Origin of the sequence: Leptospira adleri, from assembly GCF_002811985.1 — a bacterium.
GTDB classification, from domain to species: Bacteria; Spirochaetota; Leptospiria; order Leptospirales; family Leptospiraceae; genus Leptospira; species Leptospira adleri.
In genome coordinates this window covers 45996-63171 of the sequence record NZ_NPDU01000010.1, presented here as the reverse complement: position 1 = coordinate 63171, position 17176 = coordinate 45996, and the positions used below count along the sequence as shown (strand labels likewise).

The window sequence follows — 17176 nt, the reverse complement described above, 5'->3', positions numbered from 1 at the left end:
CACGTTCTTTAAAACGAGAATCTTCGTTTTTCGAAAGGAGTAAGTAAGAATGGAAAGACGCCGTTCCGCGATTCACGATCGTTTCTCTCGAAAAGAATTTCTTTCAAAGGCTGCCCTTCTCGGCGCCGGAATGACTCTGAACTCCTTCTTGCCCGGCTGCGGCGGAGCCGATTACGGCGCGGAAATCGATCGGATTAGAACAAAATCTTTCCCCGATCTTTCGGATCGAAACGGGAAGATGTTGGATTTAATACGTTATGCGACATTGGCTCCTTCGGGACACAACTCTCAACCGTGGAAATTCTCCCTAAAAGAAAACACCATCCGCATATTCCCCGATTTTAACCGGAGACTCCCGGCGGTCGATCCGGACGATCGGGAACTTTATATCAGCTTAGGTTGTGCGCTCGAAAATCTGCTGATCGCCTCCGAACAGGCGGGATACATTCCGGAAGTTGAATATTTCCCGGCAAGGGAGGAGAAAGAATGTATTCAAGTGATTCTTAAAAAAGGAATATCCAAAAAAAATGAAACCCTCTTTCGTGCGATCCCTCTCAGACAATCCACGCGTAACGAATACGACGGCAAAAGTTTATCCTCGTTCGAATTGAATCGACTGGACGAGGCCCGGAAAGCGAAAACGATCCAACGCTTCGTGCTAACCGACAAAAAAAGGATCGAACCTCTGATCGAATACGTGAAGGAAGGCGATCGTATTCAGATCTCAAATCCGGAATATTACAAAGAACTCAAGGAGTGGATTCGGTTTAACGAATCGGAAGCGATCGCAAGGGGAGACGGTTTAGCGACTCGATGCACCGGCAATCCATCCGTTCCACGTTGGATCGGCGAGATTCTTATGGATGCGGTCGTAAGCGGCAAAAGCCAAGGAGACTCCGATGAAAAATTAATCCGAAGTTCTTCGGGCATGGTCGTATTCACTTCCCGGAAAAACGACAGAGAATCCTGGATAGAAGTCGGACGCGCGTTCGAACAATGGACGTTACTCGCCACTTCCTTGAACGTCAAATCCGCCTTTATGAATCAACCCGCGGAACTTCCCGGACTTCGATCTCAACTTGCCGAGTATCTTGGCATCGGAAAAGAATTTCCGCAGCTTCTCGTCCGATTCGGGTATTCTCAGCCGATGCCCAATTCTCCCCGGCGTCCCTTAGACCAAGTCGTATTATAAAGCCGAATCGACCGCAAAAAGGAAATAATTTATTAAAAATTTATAAGCGGATTCCCGATGTTTCTTTGCGCATCCGGCACCTTATAAGTTAAAATTTTCGATTTCAAAAGGAAGCAAAATTACATTGAGCCGGAAGCGCACCAATGTAAAAAGCAGAATGCTTTCAAGAGATTCCAAAACCCATTTGACGGACCGAGAGATCATAGCCTCCGGTCCCGCGTATATCAACTGGATCCGATTGATCTTAATCGTCCTATTTTACGTTTCCATAATAGCTTCCTGGCAACGAAGCACCGTCGCTCAAAACACTTTTTATCTTCTGGGCGTGACCGGCATGTTGCTTTACGCTTTATATAGTTTTTACAAGATCAAAGTTCACGGCAAGATTTCTCAAAAACAAAGTCAGCTGTTTATGATCCTGGACGTGCTCAGTCTTTTTTCGACGATGATCATCGTCGCGGCGGACATTCCTCAGAATTCCGGCGTCATCGTAAAAGGACAAATTTTTTACGGAATCTGTTATCTCTACATCATCTGTTCAGGACTTCTTTTGTCTCCCAGATTCGTTTTGATCATGGGATCGGTTACTTCGGTAACTCAAACCATTGTTGTCATCGTCGCGGCCCGATACGGTTTGCAGATGGTGGACGATCCGGCGCTGGCGGCTTCCGCGGGTTACGCTTCCTTATCGGAACAGGCGATGAAGATCATTTTTTTGTTCACCGCTTCCATGATCGTTCGTTTTTTAGTGAGCCTCTTTTTAAAGCTGGTCCAGAATTCGGAGCGAAGACAAAAAGAATTGGAACATTCGCAAAAGATAATGAACGAAAAGACGGTCAAGATGCGGGAATCGGCCGGCTATTTGAGGAATTCTTCCCAAAACCTAAAAGACTTCATGAACGATTTTAGGAATGTCGTTTCGGATCACGCTTCTTCTTTCGAAGAAATCAGCTCTACAATGGAGGAATTTCAATCTCAAACCGAAAGTTCAGCGGAAACCGTGCAAAATCAATTTCAGAACATAGAAAACTTAGTCATGCATAGTCAAAATCTCAGAACGATCATCGAACGGATCACTTCTTTCAACCGCCACCTCAACCAGAGTTTGGAAAAAGTAAGAACGGCCGGTTCAACCGTAAGCGGTTTCGTAAACGAGCTTTCCCATTCCTTATTCGCGTTAGGAGATTCCTTTAGAAGCGTGAGTGACGTAAATCAAATCATGTCCGAAGTTGCCGATCGCACCAACCTTCTTTCCTTGAACGCTTCGATCGAGGCGGCGAGAGCCGGAAGCGCGGGAAAGGGTTTTGCAGTCGTCGCTCAAGAAGTTTCCAAACTTGCGGAAAGCAGCGCACGCAACGCCGGTCTTATCTCCAATATCATCAAGAACTCTACGAACCACGTTTCTTCGGGACAAAAGTCCGCTGAGATCACCGTTGATCGCTTTAAAGAACAGGATTCACTTTTTCAAGAATTCGTATCACATTTCGAGGAATTTACGCAACTCTTCCGCGAACAAACGTCCATAAACTCGCAATTCTTTTCTAATTTAGATTATTTGAAATCTCTTTCTTCCGAAATAGAACTCGCTTCCAAAGAACAAAGGATGGGCTTGAGAGCGATCGTAAATTCCATCAACGGCCTTCAGGCTTCTATGGAATCTCTCACCGAAAAAAGCGAGAATCTTTCGGGGATAATCTTAGAATTGGACGTTCAATCGAGGGAACTCACAAACAAAGAATAGATGAACCGGCGAAACACGGTTCTTTCTAAATCAGATCCGAATCGTATGTAACCCGATGCAGATTTATAATCGAAGACGGAGAACGATTGAACGGTGATTGCGACTAACGGAATTTTATTCTTAAATAATCGTCGTTCATTCCGTTTTCGGTCTCCCGAATCTCATTTCCCCGTTTTTTTGTGTAATTATAATTTATGAATTTGTTTTGATAAATGAAGCCTGAAACTTCACGGTCGAAACGCAAATGAGAAAGAGCGAACTTATCAACGGAATCGTATCGATTTCAACCGTTCTTTTCTTCTTCATTTCGTGTAACGAAGCGGAGCGGATGTCTACGGACGCGCTCAAAAATCCTTTGGTCGCTCTCATCGAACCTTCCCGTTTTTCAAACGCGGATTCCAATTCGCAACCGAATAACCTTTCTACATGCAGCGCGAACAAAGGGCCTTGTTATATCTTCGAACTCTACAACATCGCAGGGGTTCTTACGAACGGCGCGATAGGAGGCGTCGCGGGAGCGGACGCACTTTGTCAAAATGCCGCGGCGCTACTGCCTTCTTCGTTCGGAAGTCCGGGCGAATACAAAGCGATGATCATGGACGAATCGGGCGCCAGAAATCTAACGAAGAATTGGGTCTTGTATCCGAACACAAAATATCTGAATATAAAGAAGAGCACACTGAATCCGAGCGAAAGCGCCCTCACGTTCACAACCGATTCTCAAGCGATGTATTCGGCGACACTCGTCAATCCTATCATCGTGGACGGAGCTAGCCCGCCTAACACCTACACATTCACGGGAATCAGAATCGATACTCCCGGTTCTCAAGGGACTTGGCTGCCTGGAGACGCGAGAACATGTTTTAATTGGACAAGCGACGCGGTCGGAACGACATACGGATCCATAGGAGATCCCGTTGAATTCTCGACGTATTTCATCGATCGCGGGTATTTCTCGGGGACCACTTGTGATACACAACACGGAATCTATTGCGTTCGACAATGAGAAAGCGGACGTTTCGAACCTTAACCTCTTGACTTTTAAAAGAATCGAAAAGAATTTTCCTCAACACAAAAGGATGGAATGAAACCGATGAAATACTATTCAGTCGCCGAAATCAACATAACCAGCGTTCGGTGGATTCCGGCGTATGTTCGAAACGTAACCAAGATGGTGGAGAAAAACGGCGGCAAATATCTGGCGCGAACCGGAAATATGGAGAAGATGGAAGGAGAAAGAAAACTTCCACAATTGTTTCTTCTCATAGAATGGCCTTCCAAAGAAGCGGCTCAGAAGTTTTACGATTCGGAAGAATACAAACCCTATTTGGAAAGCAGACTCAAAGGATCTCAAAGCGAGTTCGTTCTCGTTTGCGGAGAGGACGCAAACAAAATCGCGGAAATCCCGGGTTGATATTCCTCTCTTTTTATGTAAGTTATTTCAAGAGATCCACGCGGAAAACGAGCGGTATCAAAAATCGTCGCAAGGACTGGACAACGGGAAGAATTGACGGAAGAACCGATCCGTTTTTTTTATCATCAAAGGAACTCGCTCAATTCGTTTAACAATCCGGATAAGAATTTCAGATCCAGGGATATATACGGGTAAAAATTTGAAACTGATCAAAAGAATCTTACTGGGAATTTTCGCTTCTTTGTCGTCCGCGATTCTTCTCCTAATCGTTTTTACTTGGGAATCGGATAAGACCGTCGAAGAACTGCAAACGCGATGGGCGCAACAACCTTCCGTCTTTATCGAAGTCAACGGACTCAAGGTCCATCTGAGGGACGAAGGTCCTAAGGACGATCCGATTCCTCTTGTGCTCATTCACGGAGGCGCGTCCTCTCTACACACCTGGGACGGTTGGTCGGAAAAACTCAAAGCATCTCGCAGAGTGATCCGCTTCGATTTACCCGGTTTCGGTTTAACGGGCCCCGCTTTAGACCAAGACTATTCCTTGCAACGATACATCGAGTTCGTTCTTGCGATCCTAGATCGCCTTCAAATCAAACGCGCGATTTTAATCGGAAGTTCTTTCGGAGGAAATGTGGCATGGCGCACGGCGTTGGAACAACCGAAACGATTTCAGAAGCTGATCCTTTTGGACGCGGGCGGTTATAAGATCGAATCTCTTTCGGTTCCGATCGCGTTTAAGATCGCGAGAATCCCCGTCCTCAACGTCCTGATCAACAACATTCTTCCGAGAAAATTGGTGGAAGCGAGCGTGAAAAACACGTACGGAGATCCTTCCCGAGTCACCGAGGAAAAGATAGATCGTTTTTTTGAATTGGCTTTGAGGGAAGGAAACCGAAAGGCGCTGGGACAATTCCAGAGAAAACTAATTTCAGAATCCGGAATATTAGAAAATCGTATTGTAGAACTGAAGATTCCCACTTTGATTCTCTGGGGGAAAAAAGACCGCCTCCAACCCCCGATCAACGCGGAAAAATTCCATAGGGACATCGCGGGAAGTCGACTCGTCTTTTTCGAAAATCTCGGACATACGCCTCAGGAGGAAAATCCCGAAGAAACCGTTCCCGTCGTTCAGGAATTCATTCGTTGAAGGTTTGTCTTTCTTTTCTGATCTTAAGTCTATCCTTTTGTCTTGCTTCCCAAAAGGACGATAGGGAAATAAGCGGAATCTTTTCGGAAGTTCTCATCTTTAAGGAGAATGAAAAGATCCGATTCGAATTTTTATTTTACCGTGAAATCGGCGAAATCCTCGACGGACGGGAAAACAGAGGTTTCGGAAAATCGCCCCTCGTCGTGGATCTCCCGAAAATCGACGGTCTTCCTATGGTCGAAACCCGAAAACAAGGTCTGCGGATTTATTCCATAGAATCAAATACCATAAAAAATGAATATTTTATTTCCTTTATGCGGAAGGATGGACTCTACAAAGGCTTCCTTCGGATCGACCCGCAGAATCCGCAACGCTCCGTTCGTGTCGAATTCAAGAAATAGAATCAATTTTCTTTCAACAATTCGTTTTCCACGATCCCCTCTTTTCCGACTCCGAAATATTCCCGGTGAACCAAAAGCCAGACCCAAGAGACCGAAAAAAAACCAAGCAAAGGATAGACGATCGAAGATCTCTCCAGTATGACGAAACTCATATAACCGAGATAACAAAGACGGATCGGCTCCAGATAAAGAACCCATTTTCTAAGATCGCAGATCCCTCCGATACAAACAAAGGATAGGATGCTCATAAAAAAGATCGTGTCCAAAATCACGATCGGAATATCGGAAGCGAGCCAAAGGGCCGAAAAAGATCCGAACAAAGTTACGCAGGACCAAAAAGCGGAATATATCATCAAGCCCTTCGGCAAAGGTACATCATATTTTTCGAATGTCTCATTGTACGATTTCGTTTTATTTTCCGTTTCCGAAAACGTTTTCGGCATCCATCCGGGAGCGGCGAAAAGAATTCTAATCCGATCCTTCCAATCCTTGCAACCCTTTCCAAGTTCAAACATCGCGAACCAATAGTGCAGATTGGCCCAAAACGGATTGAAACTGTCGAGCCGAGTCGTGATTCCGTAGACCGGCTCCTCAGCTTCCGGCTCGAAAGTACAAAACCATTTATCGAAAAAGATAAACATTCCCCCGTAATTCTTATTGATATACTTTGGATTGATTCCGTGATGAACTCGATGATGCGAAGGCGTGTTAAAAACCGCTTCGAACCAGCTCGGCAATTTTCGGATCCACCGTACATGAATCAAAAATTGATAGATCAGACTCAGCTGAGCGACTAACCCCATCACTATCGGCGGAAATCCGATGATGGCAAGAGGAAGATAAAACACCCAAGTGAAAAGTCCGCGGAAACTCGCCTGGCGAAACGCGACCCCCAGATTGTATTCTTCGCTTTGATGATGAACGATATGACCCGCCCATAGAAAGTTCACCTCGTGACTCAATCTGTGGTTCCAATAATACGCCAATTCGTAAAAGAACAAACAGAAGACCCAAGTCAACACTACGATTCCCGCGGAACGATAAGAAGCTGGAATACCGAGAAAATCCGGAGAAGACATCCGCCATACGGATTCGTCCGGCCAAGCGGGGAGGTCGAAAATTCTCCAGTGATAGTAGATCCAGAGATAGCCTGCGATCGTTATCGAATGAAAGACGATGATAAAAATTTGGTTGGAGATACCCGTCGCAAAATTGTTAAGCGAATCGCTAAAACGATAGAGTTTCAAATTGCGAACACGAGAGAATACGATTTCAATTCCGATAAACAGAAATAAAAAAGGGATGAATAAAATCACTAAATTGCGTTCCATCTCGGTTTACCCGACCTAAGCTAATCTACTTTCCCCGATCCGACAATCCAAAATGATTCGAGTAGATTCTGAAAAATAAGTCGATCATTGCAGAATTCTATAATATTCTTATGAAACTCCACGCTTTGTTCCTTTTTTTTTGTCGTTGATTCTTTTGCAAAAAAGGAACGCAGAGATCCGCTTGTGGCCTTGTTTTATCATTGGAAACTAAGTCAAGAAATTATCGATTTCGATGAACGCAACTAAGATGAGCCTTTACATAAGAATAATCGTGAGACCTTTGCTTTTTTTTATCCTTCTTCTTTGTCTCGTGTCCTGCACGGTTTGGCCGGCCCTGACTTATTTGGTTTCCGATGATAAATCTACAAATTCGAACGCAGGACCTCTGGCCTTGCTTCTGCTGATCCAACAAGGAGGAACTGCGACGGAAACTCCGAACATCATGTACGTCGCCAACTACAACGCAAATACGGTCACATACTTCAACGCAAAGACGGGCGCTTATCTCAACGGAACGCTGGCGAATTCTAGTTTTACGACTCCAGCGGGTCCGAATTTTGTCGCGGTCAATCCGGTCTCAAACGTACTTTACGTGACGACTCAAACCGCAAACTCGGTGACATTTTTCAACGCAAAGACGGGAGCTTATCTCAACGGAACGCTCGCTAACTCCACTTTACCAACGGGTTCGGATCCTTATTCCATCGCGGTCGATACGAAAGCGAATCTAACCTACGTCACCAATTCGATTTCCGGAACGGTGACCTCTTATAACGCGACAACCGGAGCTTACAGCAGCGGAACGCTCGCAAACTCGAGCGTAGCTACCGCGGGAAACACACCCCAAGCGATCGCACTCGATCCGGCCACCGATCGTATGTATATTACGAATTTTGATTTAGATAACGTTTCCTATTATACAGCTTCCACCGTGACTGTGACGTCGAGTTTTGCGACCCAATCCGGTCCGACTTCGATCGCCGTCAATCCTTCCGCGAATCTTTTATACGTAGGAAACAACGCCGGGGATTCGGTTACATTCTACAACGCGACTAACGGCGCGTATATAAACGGAACTCTTACGAACTCCAGTCTTCCCGTCGGCACCGGTCCCGTTTCCATTGCCGTCAACCCTACTTCCAATATTCTTTATTCCGTAAATCAGACCTCGCAAACCCTAAGTCTTCACAACGCGACTAACGGCGCTTATCTTAACGGAACTCTTGCAAACTCCAGCTTTCCGACCGGAACCGGACCTTCCAGCGTATCCGTCAATCCGATCGCAAACATAGCCTATGTAACCAATTCGACTGCGGCTACGGTGACTTTATACAACGCGACGACGGGTGCGTATATAAACGGAACTCTTGCAAACTCCAGCTTCCCGACCGGAACCGGACCTTCTTGGGTCACGGTAAATCCGTAAATCTCTTTCGTCTTGTAAGAAGAATTCGATACGGACTTCGTCCGATCTCCCTCGTTTGGGGGATTTTTTCGAATTAAAAAAGTAGAAATGTTAAGCGAACTGCATTCTTTATAACGTTTTTCAAATATTCAGAAATAACTTTTCTCTCTTCCGAGAAATCGGCTTTTCATTTTTACCTGCCCTCGAAATCTTTTTCCAGGTCTGAACGAAAGTTCTCCAAATTGCGAATTCTTTGTAATTTAATCGGAGTTATTTTCGTTTTAATTCTTAATAACTTGAAAAGAATTTTGAAAATCAACGTTGCCGTTATTTCTTTTTCCATTTGGTTGACTGGTTGTGTGGAGCCCGTCTTCAATCCGGAAATCGCGTATTCCCGCGCCTGGACGGAAACTGAAATTCTAAAGTGCATTCTCTCCGGAGCCTGCCTGGATCATACGCCTCCGTCTCTGAGCGTCGTAAATCTTTCCTCTTCTCATACTTCTATTTTAGAATCCGGCTTTATCGTTGGAACCGCGAGCGACGATCTATTCCTTTCCCGCGTCGAAGTCAGCTTGGACTCCGGTCCTTTTCTTCCTGCGGTTGGAACTTCCAAATGGCGGTATCAAATTCCATCCTCTTGGAAAGATGTGAGTTTGCATTCGATTCAAGTACGCAGTATCGATTTTTCGGGAAATTCTTCCGAGATTCTTAAATTTGGAATTCGAAAAGGAAGAAACAAAGACGTCAACGGAGACGGATTTCCGGATATTGCGATCGTAGCCTCGCTATTTTCAACCACAAGAAACGGAGACGTTTATCTATATTATGGAATTGGAATAAATGGTTTCAATCCGACAAACGCAACCATGGCTAACGTGATCATCACCGGAGACGCAGCGGCTTCCTTCGGATACGCGCTTCAATTGGGAGACGTAAACGGAGACGGATTCGCGGATCTAGTCGCCGGAGGTTCTTTCGAGTACGGCGGAGGCAACGGAAAGATTTACGTATTTTATAGCAACGGCGCTAACGGAATTCTCGCCTCCAGTTTTGCAAACGCAAGCGTAACACTCAACGCGGGAGCTTCCACAACTTTAGGTTATTCCGTTTCTTTAGGAGACGTCAACGGAGACGGAATTACTGACATCGCGGCGAGCGGTTATATCGGTTCGGGAATCGCGCAAATTTATCACGGCGGAAACAACGGAGTCTCTGCCACTCCCAATACTTCCATCATCGGACCGGGAACTAACTTCGGTTCGGCGATCCGTTTGGGTGATCTCAACGGAGACGGATTTTCGGATCTGATCGTAAACGGAAATACGTTTAGTTCCTCTTCCGGCAGGCTTTGGATCTTTCACAGCGGTCCGGGCGGAATCACTGCGACGGATACTTCGTCGCCGACGCTGACTCTCACTGGCGCTTCGGCCAACGATTCTTTCGGAATCTCCATGGAAACGGGCGACGTGAACGGAGACGGATTCGAGGATTTGATCGCGGCGTCCAACGGCTATTCCGCATCGATGGGAAGAGTCTACACGTTTCACGGAAGTTCCGCCGGACTGACCGCGGTCGCGGTAAGCGGAGCAAATCAAACGTTAACCGGAACAACGGCTTCCGAATCCTTCGGCAACGGAATGGCGTTAGGCGACGTGAACGGAGACGGTTTTTTGGACCTCGCAGTCGGAGCGACAAACTTCAGTTCGGGACTTGGAAAAACGGTCGTCTTTCATTCGACGGGAACCACGATATCGGGAACGCCCTCCGTAACGATCCAAGGAGAAGCGGCGGGAGACGGTTTCGGAGCCGGAGGCTTCGCAGATCTAAACGGGGACGGTTACGCCGATTGGATCTCCGGTTCCGGAGGAAATACGAGCAACGCGGGAAGAGCCTATCTTTTTTATAGTCCCGGAGCGGGCGGTATTGCCGTTTCACTCGCCGCAAACGCAAACCTCGCCATATCCGGAACGGCCAATTCGCTCTTCGGACAAGCGATCAGCCGATAGGAACCCGATCTTTTCACGGTAGAATATATACTTTCTATAATATTCTACTTTTATAAAATTCTTCCTTCTTTTGAAATTTGAAAACCTTCCCGAAAACGTCCGCTCTTATTTTTCGTTTAAGAATAGAATGAGCCGCGCATTTTTTGGAACAAAAGAACAAAAAAATAACGGATATCTTTCTCTATAAATCCGTATTTGAGAAAAATAATGGAATTTATTTTTGACTTATCCCGGTAAATCCATTGTATATAGCCTGATCCGGGACGGAGAAATCGGTTCGGTTCAAAACGAGGTCGCTCATGTCCGATGAATCCAGGTTTCTCCTTCGACTTTCCCTAAAATTGGAAGCCGTCACGTATTTGCAAGGCGTTCCGGTCGGCGTCGTTTTTATCGTAGTCGCCGGCGGATTTACCGGAGAGAAGCTCTTATATTTTTTAGAGGGAGTGATGACAGCGACCTTGATCACCCTGGTCGTAGTGTTGATCCGCTGGCGGCTTCTAAGAAGAATTCTAACTCCTCCGGGGTCGACAAAAATCGATCCGACGTCCGTCGAAGAACTCGGTCAAAAAAGAAAAATTTCCCTCTTGAACTTCCCCCGTGCGGAAGTGATCATCACGATCGTTCAATGGACTTTCGGAATCGGAATCTCTTATGTTACGACTAACGCGCTTTCGCCTCTCACGTTACGCGAAACATTGCTCTATCCGATACTCTGGTGCATGATCATCGGCATTGTCGCGTGTTCTCATTTTTTCGTTTCAGAAATAGAAATCGCGACGATCTTAGAGAACGAGAACCTCGGAAAAATAGAATTAAAACCGGAGCAATATCAAAAAGTCACACTGACTCAAAGATTCGTGTTTACTCTTTCCTCGATCGTTCTTTTACCGATCATCTTTCTCGCCTATTTTGTCCTCATCCTAAGGGGAACCTATTCCGAAACGTATCCGATCGAATATTCTCTCAGCGTCGCGTTTTGTTTTCTTGCCCTAATGATCTACACTACGTCCAATTTGTTCTTAAATTCGTTAAAGAAGAATTCGACGGCGATCTCTAGAATCGTAACGGCGATCGCTTCCGGCGACATACGAAATTCTATGCCTCTGATTTCCAGCGACGAAATAGGACAAGTCAGTCATAACATCAACACCTTTCTATCGAAGATCAATTCGGTCGTCGGTGCGATCCGAACCGAAGCAAAAATTCTGCAGGAACGATCCGATATTCTCGCGGACGACACGCAAAAATTTTCGACTCACTCTCAGGATCAAGCCGCTTCATTCGAAGAATTGGCTTCGGCGGTTGAAGAATTATCCGCAAGCGGAACCTCGGTTCTCAATCAAACGAACAATCAGGAGGAACGAGTTCATATCGCAGAGAAGGTCGTCGAAGAACTCAGCGAGGCGATCGGAGCCATTCATCAAGAATCGGGTTCGGCCAAAGAGGAAGCGAGTAGAATGGCCGAAGTGGCGGAAAGCGGGCGCGAATCGATAGAAAGATCCGTTCGAACGATGACAAAGATCGAAACGAGTACGGATAAGATGGGATCCGCTCTCACGATCATTTTGGCGATCGCGGATAAACTCAAACTGCTTTCGATCAACGCTTCGATCGAAGCCGCAAGATCCGGCGAATCCGGCAAAGGATTCAGCGTAGTCGCGGAGGAAATATCGAAGTTGGGAGAGAACACGAACAGCAACGCGGTGAAAATTCAAAGTCTGATCGAGGACGCAATCACCCGAGTCAAGGAAGGAACACATGATATGGCGGAATCCGCCGACTCGTTTACAAAAATCGAATCAAGCATCAAAAGATCCATTCCTATGGTCGAAAAAATATCGGCGCTTTCGCTGCGTCAGCTTACCGCAAACGAAGCGGTAAAACAAAACTTCGAATTGATCAATCGATTAGCGGCGGACATCAAAAACTCAACCGAAGAACAATCTCTAACCTTGACCGAATTTGCGGAATCAGTCCTGCGTCTTTCTCAGAATACACAATCGGTTTCTGCAAATTCGGACAATATCAACATACTCGCTTCGCAACTCGCGGGACAAGCCTCTGTTCTCAACAGGGAAGTGGATTATTTCCGCAAATGACCCGATCGATTCAAAGCTCTTGTTTAAAACCGAACCGATACACTTGTCCGCCAACGGCGATCGAATATGCGGGATAAGGAGAAATGTTCACTGCCCCTCCGACCGTATGCGATTTACCCACGGAATAGGCTTCCGAAAGAATCGTTTCGACTTCTATGAACACATGACCTTTTTCGGAAACCCTTGCTTGGGTTCCCAACAAGAAGTTAGGCGCAACACCGGAAGCCCTGAAACGAGTATGCTCGCGCGTAGTCACGGGATCCGTTCCGTCGCTCACAAGATTTGCCAATGTGGAAAGGCCGATCGCGCTGAGAACGTCGTATCCCGCCTTTATGTTGTTAGTTCCGTTTAAAGACCAGCCTCCGCTGAAATAATTCAGACCTGCTCCCATGTAAAGGGCGGTATCTTCCGTGAAGTTGATTTTAAAACCGACCGTCGCGGGAATTACGACCGAGCTGAATCCCCAAGTGATATCGACCAAACTGATGCCCAACATATCCGCTTTGGTAATACCGCCCGCAATCTTTTGCGTATATTCCGCGGCGATTCTCCAGAAGAAATACTTTGAAAAATCGGATTCGTAACCGAACATCAAATTGCCGCCGACCATCGCGCCCTTCGTGCTTCTCGCATTGACAAGTCCACCCGTGGTTCGTTCTAAAATGATCAGTCTATTTTCGGAAGGAACGGCTCGCCTAACGCCTACACCCAGATACGTGCCCTTTCCCGGAGCTTTAGAAGGATCTTGAACGCAACCCGCGTCCACACCCACGGAACAGGGATCGGAAGATCTCACCGGGCCGAAGTAAGTGGCCGCGTCGATCCCATCCTTCGTAATGGTACCGCCCATCTCACCTAAATCCAATTGCAAACCGAGACCTACGATCGCATACGACTTAGCGTGAATGCCAAGCGTTGAAAAAAACACAATCCATAAAATCAGTATCCTACGATTCATCGATCAACTCCTCTTACACTTTATTTTTGTTTTTGTAAAATAAAAATAGACCAATAGTCTATTTAAGAAGTAAACTTTGAGTTGAATCGATTAGGAGTCAAACTATAAACTGAAAAAGAATCGAACCGCTGACTTATCAAACGGTTAGGAAATAAATTATCTCCTAAAAAGGGAACGAACGTTACATAAAGAAGAATTTTGACAAGCGGTGTTTTAAAAAAAACCGGGAACTACAATTTGTTGTAAAACCCGGAAGATAAAAAGAAGAATTCAAAGAAGACTTTCTCTCGAACCAGATTCTTCTAAGAATCCTTAGAGCGCGTCCTAAAATCCCAACAAAGCAAAAGAACTTGTTTTATAAATCCCGATCGTTGTGTGAGTTCCTACAAGTTTTGTTTCATAGGAATTTCCATAAGATTTAGAATCGTTTCCCATCACTGCGAGCGCGTAAGAGTTCCTACATTTTTCAGGCTCCAGAACAAACTCTAAGAATCAATCCTTCAAAGAAAGAATCCAAAAATACTTCCCGAGTTCCATTGAATTTTTCGATTCTGAAAGTAAAATAGAAGAAAATAATAGACTAGGATATGCAACAATACGATATAAAATAATGCGAAGTAATACAACGCATAAAATCTCTTTAAATCCATTTCCCTTCGCAACTCCCTATTCAAACAATAAAATATATTAGAGTATCATTTTATTCTAAATATTAAAAGATATCGATAGTATTTAGATAGGCCGGAAGCCGGGCCTATCTAAATATATGCCTAAGCCTTTTCTCCCCAGACGATCAGTGCGCTCGACTCGATCTGAACGTCTCCATTCGGATACATATGGTGGATCGTATGATACACTTCTTCTTGGATCTTTTCCTTTGTGTCCTCGTCCGCTTTTGAAAGCGCCGCAACGATCGGAGCGGCGACCTCCGTCATAACGTTCCAGTAAGTTTCGGCGGTTTGACATTTCAGTTTTCCGCCCACTTCCTTGACAAAAACGTTCCGAAGACCGGCGTGTCGAAAAAGATCGGAAATCAGATTTAGCTCCGAACATCGAAACATTCCCGGAGCGCCGGGGATGGGAGCGGGCAAGTTCATATTTCGTTGAATCGCACTCATAATGGCTGTGATCCAAAAATTCTTTTCCGGAACGTTCCAAACCGAGGTCGCTACTTTTCCGCCCGGTTTCAAAACCCGAACCATTTCGTTCACCGCCAATTCCATATCGGGGAAAAACATAAAACCGAAGCGACAACTGATCGCGTCGAAACTGTTATCCGCAAAAGGAAGCTCACTCACGTCGCAAGCCTGCGTTTGAATATTCGGAATCCCCCTCCGCTTCGCGTTTTCCCGCGCGATCTCCAACATCTCCTCGGCGAGATCGGTGATCATTACGGTTCCGCTTTTGATAAGAGAAGCGATCGTCAAACCGGGCTCTCCCGTCCCCGCTGCCACGTCCAAAACCCGATCCGATTCTTTGAGATCAAGCCGATGAATGATTTCATCCCCCATCGGTTTTAAAAAATCCATGAACAGGTCATCCCATTTCTTCCAACCCGGGGAAAAACGATTCCAAGATTCCCTTTGTTGTTCGCTTATTTCTTGCAAGTGAAGTTCCATTTTGTCCGCCATTTCCTCATTTAGACTAAAAACCTATTAAATCCTAAATTAAACCCATTATATCGCTACTTTTACTAATCGATCAGTAAGTATTGGTCAAAATATAAACTGCTCAGGAATACGGCCTAACCTCTAGACCAAGGCAAGGTCCGATTTGCAAAACGAATTTCCCCTCGGATTATGTGATAGATATAAGCCGGAATGCAAAATTTAGAAAGAATCGGGGCGCTCAGTCCGATAACCAAAAGCATTTCGAAACAAATCGCGGCGATTTTCCATTCTGCAAAAAGAGAAACGCAAATTCCGAGCATCAATCCGCCTCCTAAGCCCTGAGAAAAGCGCCGCGGCGGCGGAGCGGGAGTTAGGAAAACACGATCCTTTCGGATTCCCCAGAATCGATTGTAGATAAGATCAAAAATATTAAAGCGAGGAAAAAGCGCTCCCCAAAACAACGCAAGAGAAAGGATTAAAAAAAGGGATTCGAGCTGAAATCCGATTCCGAAGAGCACAAGAACCCCGATCACCCTCGGTTGCCACAGCAAGGAAGAATATTGAAGACCGCACGAAAGAGAATGTATGGAATTGAATCCTTGCTGTTGGATGAAATTGAGTTTGGACCTTTCTTCCATATAAATACCGAATTTAAATTAGAGCCGCCTTTTCTATAATTCGATCTTTCATATTAAAAAGAGCAGATTCTTACTCTGGGAATTACCATACTAATCGATCAGTAAGTCAATAAAAAATTAACATTCCTCGAGTAAGAATTTCAAAGAAAATCCGAAATAATTCTGCCTTTTTGTCTTTTTTTAAGACTTGGTGTCTCTGGAAAGAAGCCAGGCGATTTTTTCGGCAAATTCTGCCGTAGGAAATTGCGTCACTTTATTGAACTGAAGACTTCCGAAAAGTTGACCATAACCGAAACTGGCGGACATAAATAACCAAGACAGGAGTTTCGCCGCTTCGGAATCGGGAAGAAATCGACCGGTTTCAACCACGAGAGCCGAATGGATCGATTGCAGCTTTTCGTGAATTACTTCCCGATCCGCCTCGGTGAAATTCGGAAACTCCGCCAAAAGCCAACGCTCTTTTCGAACGGTATCCGAATCGTGGTCACAAACCCTCAACGCAATCTGGGTAAAAAGCTCCTGAAGCGACTTCGCGGATTTGCCCACTTCGACGATTTGTTCGGGGTCGGGCAAGTGAGAATAAAGAACGACCTTACGAATCGCCTCCTTCCCTTCCGGAAAATAATAATAAAGGGCCGCCGTAGTACAACGCGCTTCCTCTGCGATGAGTTTTATAGAAACCGCATTGTAACCGCGACTGATAAAAAGCGAACCCGCGACGTTTAAGATCGTCTCGCGTAGACCTGTTTCTTGCATAATGCTCGGACTTACCTCGATCTAAAAATGGAACTATGAAACCACTCTTGCAAAGTACCTGGATGGAATTTCTTGCTCGTGTCAATCTTATTTTGAAAGGACGGAAAGTTCCCGTGAATTCTTTCCTTTGAAGAGAATTTCAGGAACAGCCGGTAATCCGAGCCTTTCATTTCCCAAAATAAAGCGTAATTCTTCAATTACCGCTTAAAAAATCGGGAGAAAAAATCCTAAAACTCGGCGTTTCCCGCGCTCAAAACCTCTCGAAATCACTTTAGTTTATTTTGTTTTTCTAATATGCTTGAAACTCATCGAACGGAGAGATGTTTTCGGAAAGTCGAATTCAAAAAAAGGCTAGGAAGGAACACCCGATTTTTAAGAATAAAATCGTTGTCTGTTTGTGATTGCAAAATTCCAAACGATATGAAACGATTTCGAGTCCGTATCGATCTTTTGAGACGATAGAATGAAATACGAG

Annotated in this window: 14 protein-coding genes; 8 read left to right on the top strand and 6 right to left on the bottom strand. The window is 45.4% G+C overall.

Features of this window, described 5'->3' with window-relative positions; translation table 11 throughout:
• The first annotated feature begins 49 nt into the window (after positions 1-49).
• From CH376_RS05580 to CH376_RS05560, 5 genes are all read left to right on the top strand, one after another.
• Complete coding sequence (locus CH376_RS05580; protein ID WP_100786910.1) at positions 50-1192, top strand: Acg family FMN-binding oxidoreductase; 1143 nt, start codon at positions 50-52, stop codon at positions 1190-1192.
• 157 nt (positions 1193-1349) lie between these two features.
• Positions 1350-2933, top strand: a complete 1584-nt coding sequence (locus tag CH376_RS05575) for a methyl-accepting chemotaxis protein (protein ID WP_100786909.1) — start codon at positions 1350-1352, stop codon at positions 2931-2933.
• A 244-nt stretch (positions 2934-3177) separates the two neighbouring features.
• A complete protein-coding gene (locus CH376_RS05570) occupies positions 3178-3939 on the top strand; it encodes a DUF1554 domain-containing protein (protein ID WP_100786908.1) in 762 nt (253 codons plus the stop codon).
• A gap of 87 nt (positions 3940-4026) precedes the next feature.
• The gene (locus tag CH376_RS05565; protein WP_100786958.1) at positions 4027-4347 is read left to right on the top strand and encodes a DUF1330 domain-containing protein; all 321 of its coding nucleotides are present in this window, start codon (positions 4027-4029) and stop codon (positions 4345-4347) included.
• A gap of 199 nt (positions 4348-4546) precedes the next feature.
• Positions 4547-5497 carry an alpha/beta fold hydrolase gene (locus tag CH376_RS05560; RefSeq protein ID WP_100786907.1) on the top strand — a complete coding sequence of 317 codons (951 nt, stop codon included), beginning with the start codon at positions 4547-4549 and terminating at the stop codon, positions 5495-5497.
• Positions 5498-5900: 403 nt separating this feature from the next.
• On the opposite strand, the gene CH376_RS05550 is transcribed toward CH376_RS05560, so the two are convergent.
• Complete coding sequence (locus CH376_RS05550) at positions 5901-7229, bottom strand: sterol desaturase family protein (RefSeq protein WP_100786905.1); 1329 nt, start codon at positions 7227-7229, stop codon at positions 5901-5903.
• 232 nt (positions 7230-7461) lie between these two features.
• Here CH376_RS05550 and CH376_RS05545 point away from each other — a divergent pair, with 232 nt between their 5' ends.
• The 3 genes from CH376_RS05545 (at position 7462) to CH376_RS05535 (ending at position 12739) form a co-directional block, all read left to right on the top strand.
• The gene (locus CH376_RS05545; protein ID WP_243394793.1) at positions 7462-8655 is read left to right on the top strand and encodes a YncE family protein; all 1194 of its coding nucleotides are present in this window, start codon (positions 7462-7464) and stop codon (positions 8653-8655) included.
• 287 nt (positions 8656-8942) lie between these two features.
• A complete protein-coding gene (locus CH376_RS05540) occupies positions 8943-10640 on the top strand; it encodes an FG-GAP-like repeat-containing protein (protein WP_125231963.1) in 1698 nt (565 codons plus the stop codon).
• A 299-nt stretch (positions 10641-10939) separates the two neighbouring features.
• Positions 10940-12739, top strand: a complete 1800-nt coding sequence (locus tag CH376_RS05535; protein ID WP_100786903.1) for a methyl-accepting chemotaxis protein — start codon at positions 10940-10942, stop codon at positions 12737-12739.
• A 10-nt stretch (positions 12740-12749) separates the two neighbouring features.
• Here the strand turns inward: CH376_RS05535 and CH376_RS05530 are convergent, their stop codons facing one another.
• The 5 genes from CH376_RS05530 to CH376_RS05515 all read right to left on the bottom strand — a co-directional run bounded on the left by CH376_RS05530 (position 12750) and on the right by CH376_RS05515 (position 16701).
• Complete coding sequence (locus CH376_RS05530) at positions 12750-13697, bottom strand: porin OmpL1 (RefSeq protein ID WP_100786902.1); 948 nt, start codon at positions 13695-13697, stop codon at positions 12750-12752.
• Between the two features lie 500 nt (positions 13698-14197).
• On the bottom strand, positions 14198-14347 hold the full coding sequence (locus CH376_RS24195) for a hypothetical protein (RefSeq protein ID WP_165781797.1): 150 nt from the start codon (positions 14345-14347) through the stop codon (positions 14198-14200).
• A gap of 120 nt (positions 14348-14467) precedes the next feature.
• Positions 14468-15316 (bottom strand): class I SAM-dependent methyltransferase, encoded by an 849-nt coding sequence (locus CH376_RS05525; RefSeq protein ID WP_100786901.1) that lies wholly within the window; start codon positions 15314-15316, stop codon positions 14468-14470.
• Between the two features lie 125 nt (positions 15317-15441).
• Positions 15442-15945, bottom strand: coding sequence for a DUF4395 family protein (locus CH376_RS05520; RefSeq protein ID WP_100786900.1), 504 nt, complete (start codon positions 15943-15945; stop codon positions 15442-15444).
• A gap of 180 nt (positions 15946-16125) precedes the next feature.
• Entirely contained in the window at positions 16126-16701 is a 576-nt protein-coding gene (locus tag CH376_RS05515) for a TetR/AcrR family transcriptional regulator (RefSeq protein WP_100786899.1), read from the bottom strand.
• Positions 16702-17176 lie beyond the last annotated feature (475 nt).

What these genes read in the sequence shown, in the direction of transcription:
- CH376_RS05525 (WP_100786901.1), bottom strand. Translation starts at nt 15,316, where the DNA reads ATGGAACTTCACTTGCAAGAAATAAGCGAACAACAAAGGGAATCTTGG.
- CH376_RS05520 (WP_100786900.1), bottom strand. Translation starts at nt 15,945, where the DNA reads ATGGAAGAAAGGTCCAAACTCAATTTCATCCAACAGCAAGGATTCAAT.
- CH376_RS05530 (WP_100786902.1), bottom strand. Translation starts at nt 13,697, where the DNA reads ATGAATCGTAGGATACTGATTTTATGGATTGTGTTTTTTTCAACGCTT.
- CH376_RS05570 (WP_100786908.1), top strand. Translation starts at nt 3,178, where the DNA reads ATGAGAAAGAGCGAACTTATCAACGGAATCGTATCGATTTCAACCGTT.
- CH376_RS24195 (WP_165781797.1), bottom strand. Translation starts at nt 14,347, where the DNA reads ATGGATTTAAAGAGATTTTATGCGTTGTATTACTTCGCATTATTTTAT.
- CH376_RS05580 (WP_100786910.1), top strand. Translation starts at nt 50, where the DNA reads ATGGAAAGACGCCGTTCCGCGATTCACGATCGTTTCTCTCGAAAAGAA.
- CH376_RS05565 (WP_100786958.1), top strand. Translation starts at nt 4,027, where the DNA reads ATGAAATACTATTCAGTCGCCGAAATCAACATAACCAGCGTTCGGTGG.
- CH376_RS05515 (WP_100786899.1), bottom strand. Translation starts at nt 16,701, where the DNA reads ATGCAAGAAACAGGTCTACGCGAGACGATCTTAAACGTCGCGGGTTCG.
- CH376_RS05575 (WP_100786909.1), top strand. Translation starts at nt 1,350, where the DNA reads ATGCTTTCAAGAGATTCCAAAACCCATTTGACGGACCGAGAGATCATA.
- CH376_RS05545 (WP_243394793.1), top strand. Translation starts at nt 7,462, where the DNA reads ATGAACGCAACTAAGATGAGCCTTTACATAAGAATAATCGTGAGACCT.
- CH376_RS05550 (WP_100786905.1), bottom strand. Translation starts at nt 7,229, where the DNA reads ATGGAACGCAATTTAGTGATTTTATTCATCCCTTTTTTATTTCTGTTT.
- CH376_RS05535 (WP_100786903.1), top strand. Translation starts at nt 10,940, where the DNA reads ATGTCCGATGAATCCAGGTTTCTCCTTCGACTTTCCCTAAAATTGGAA.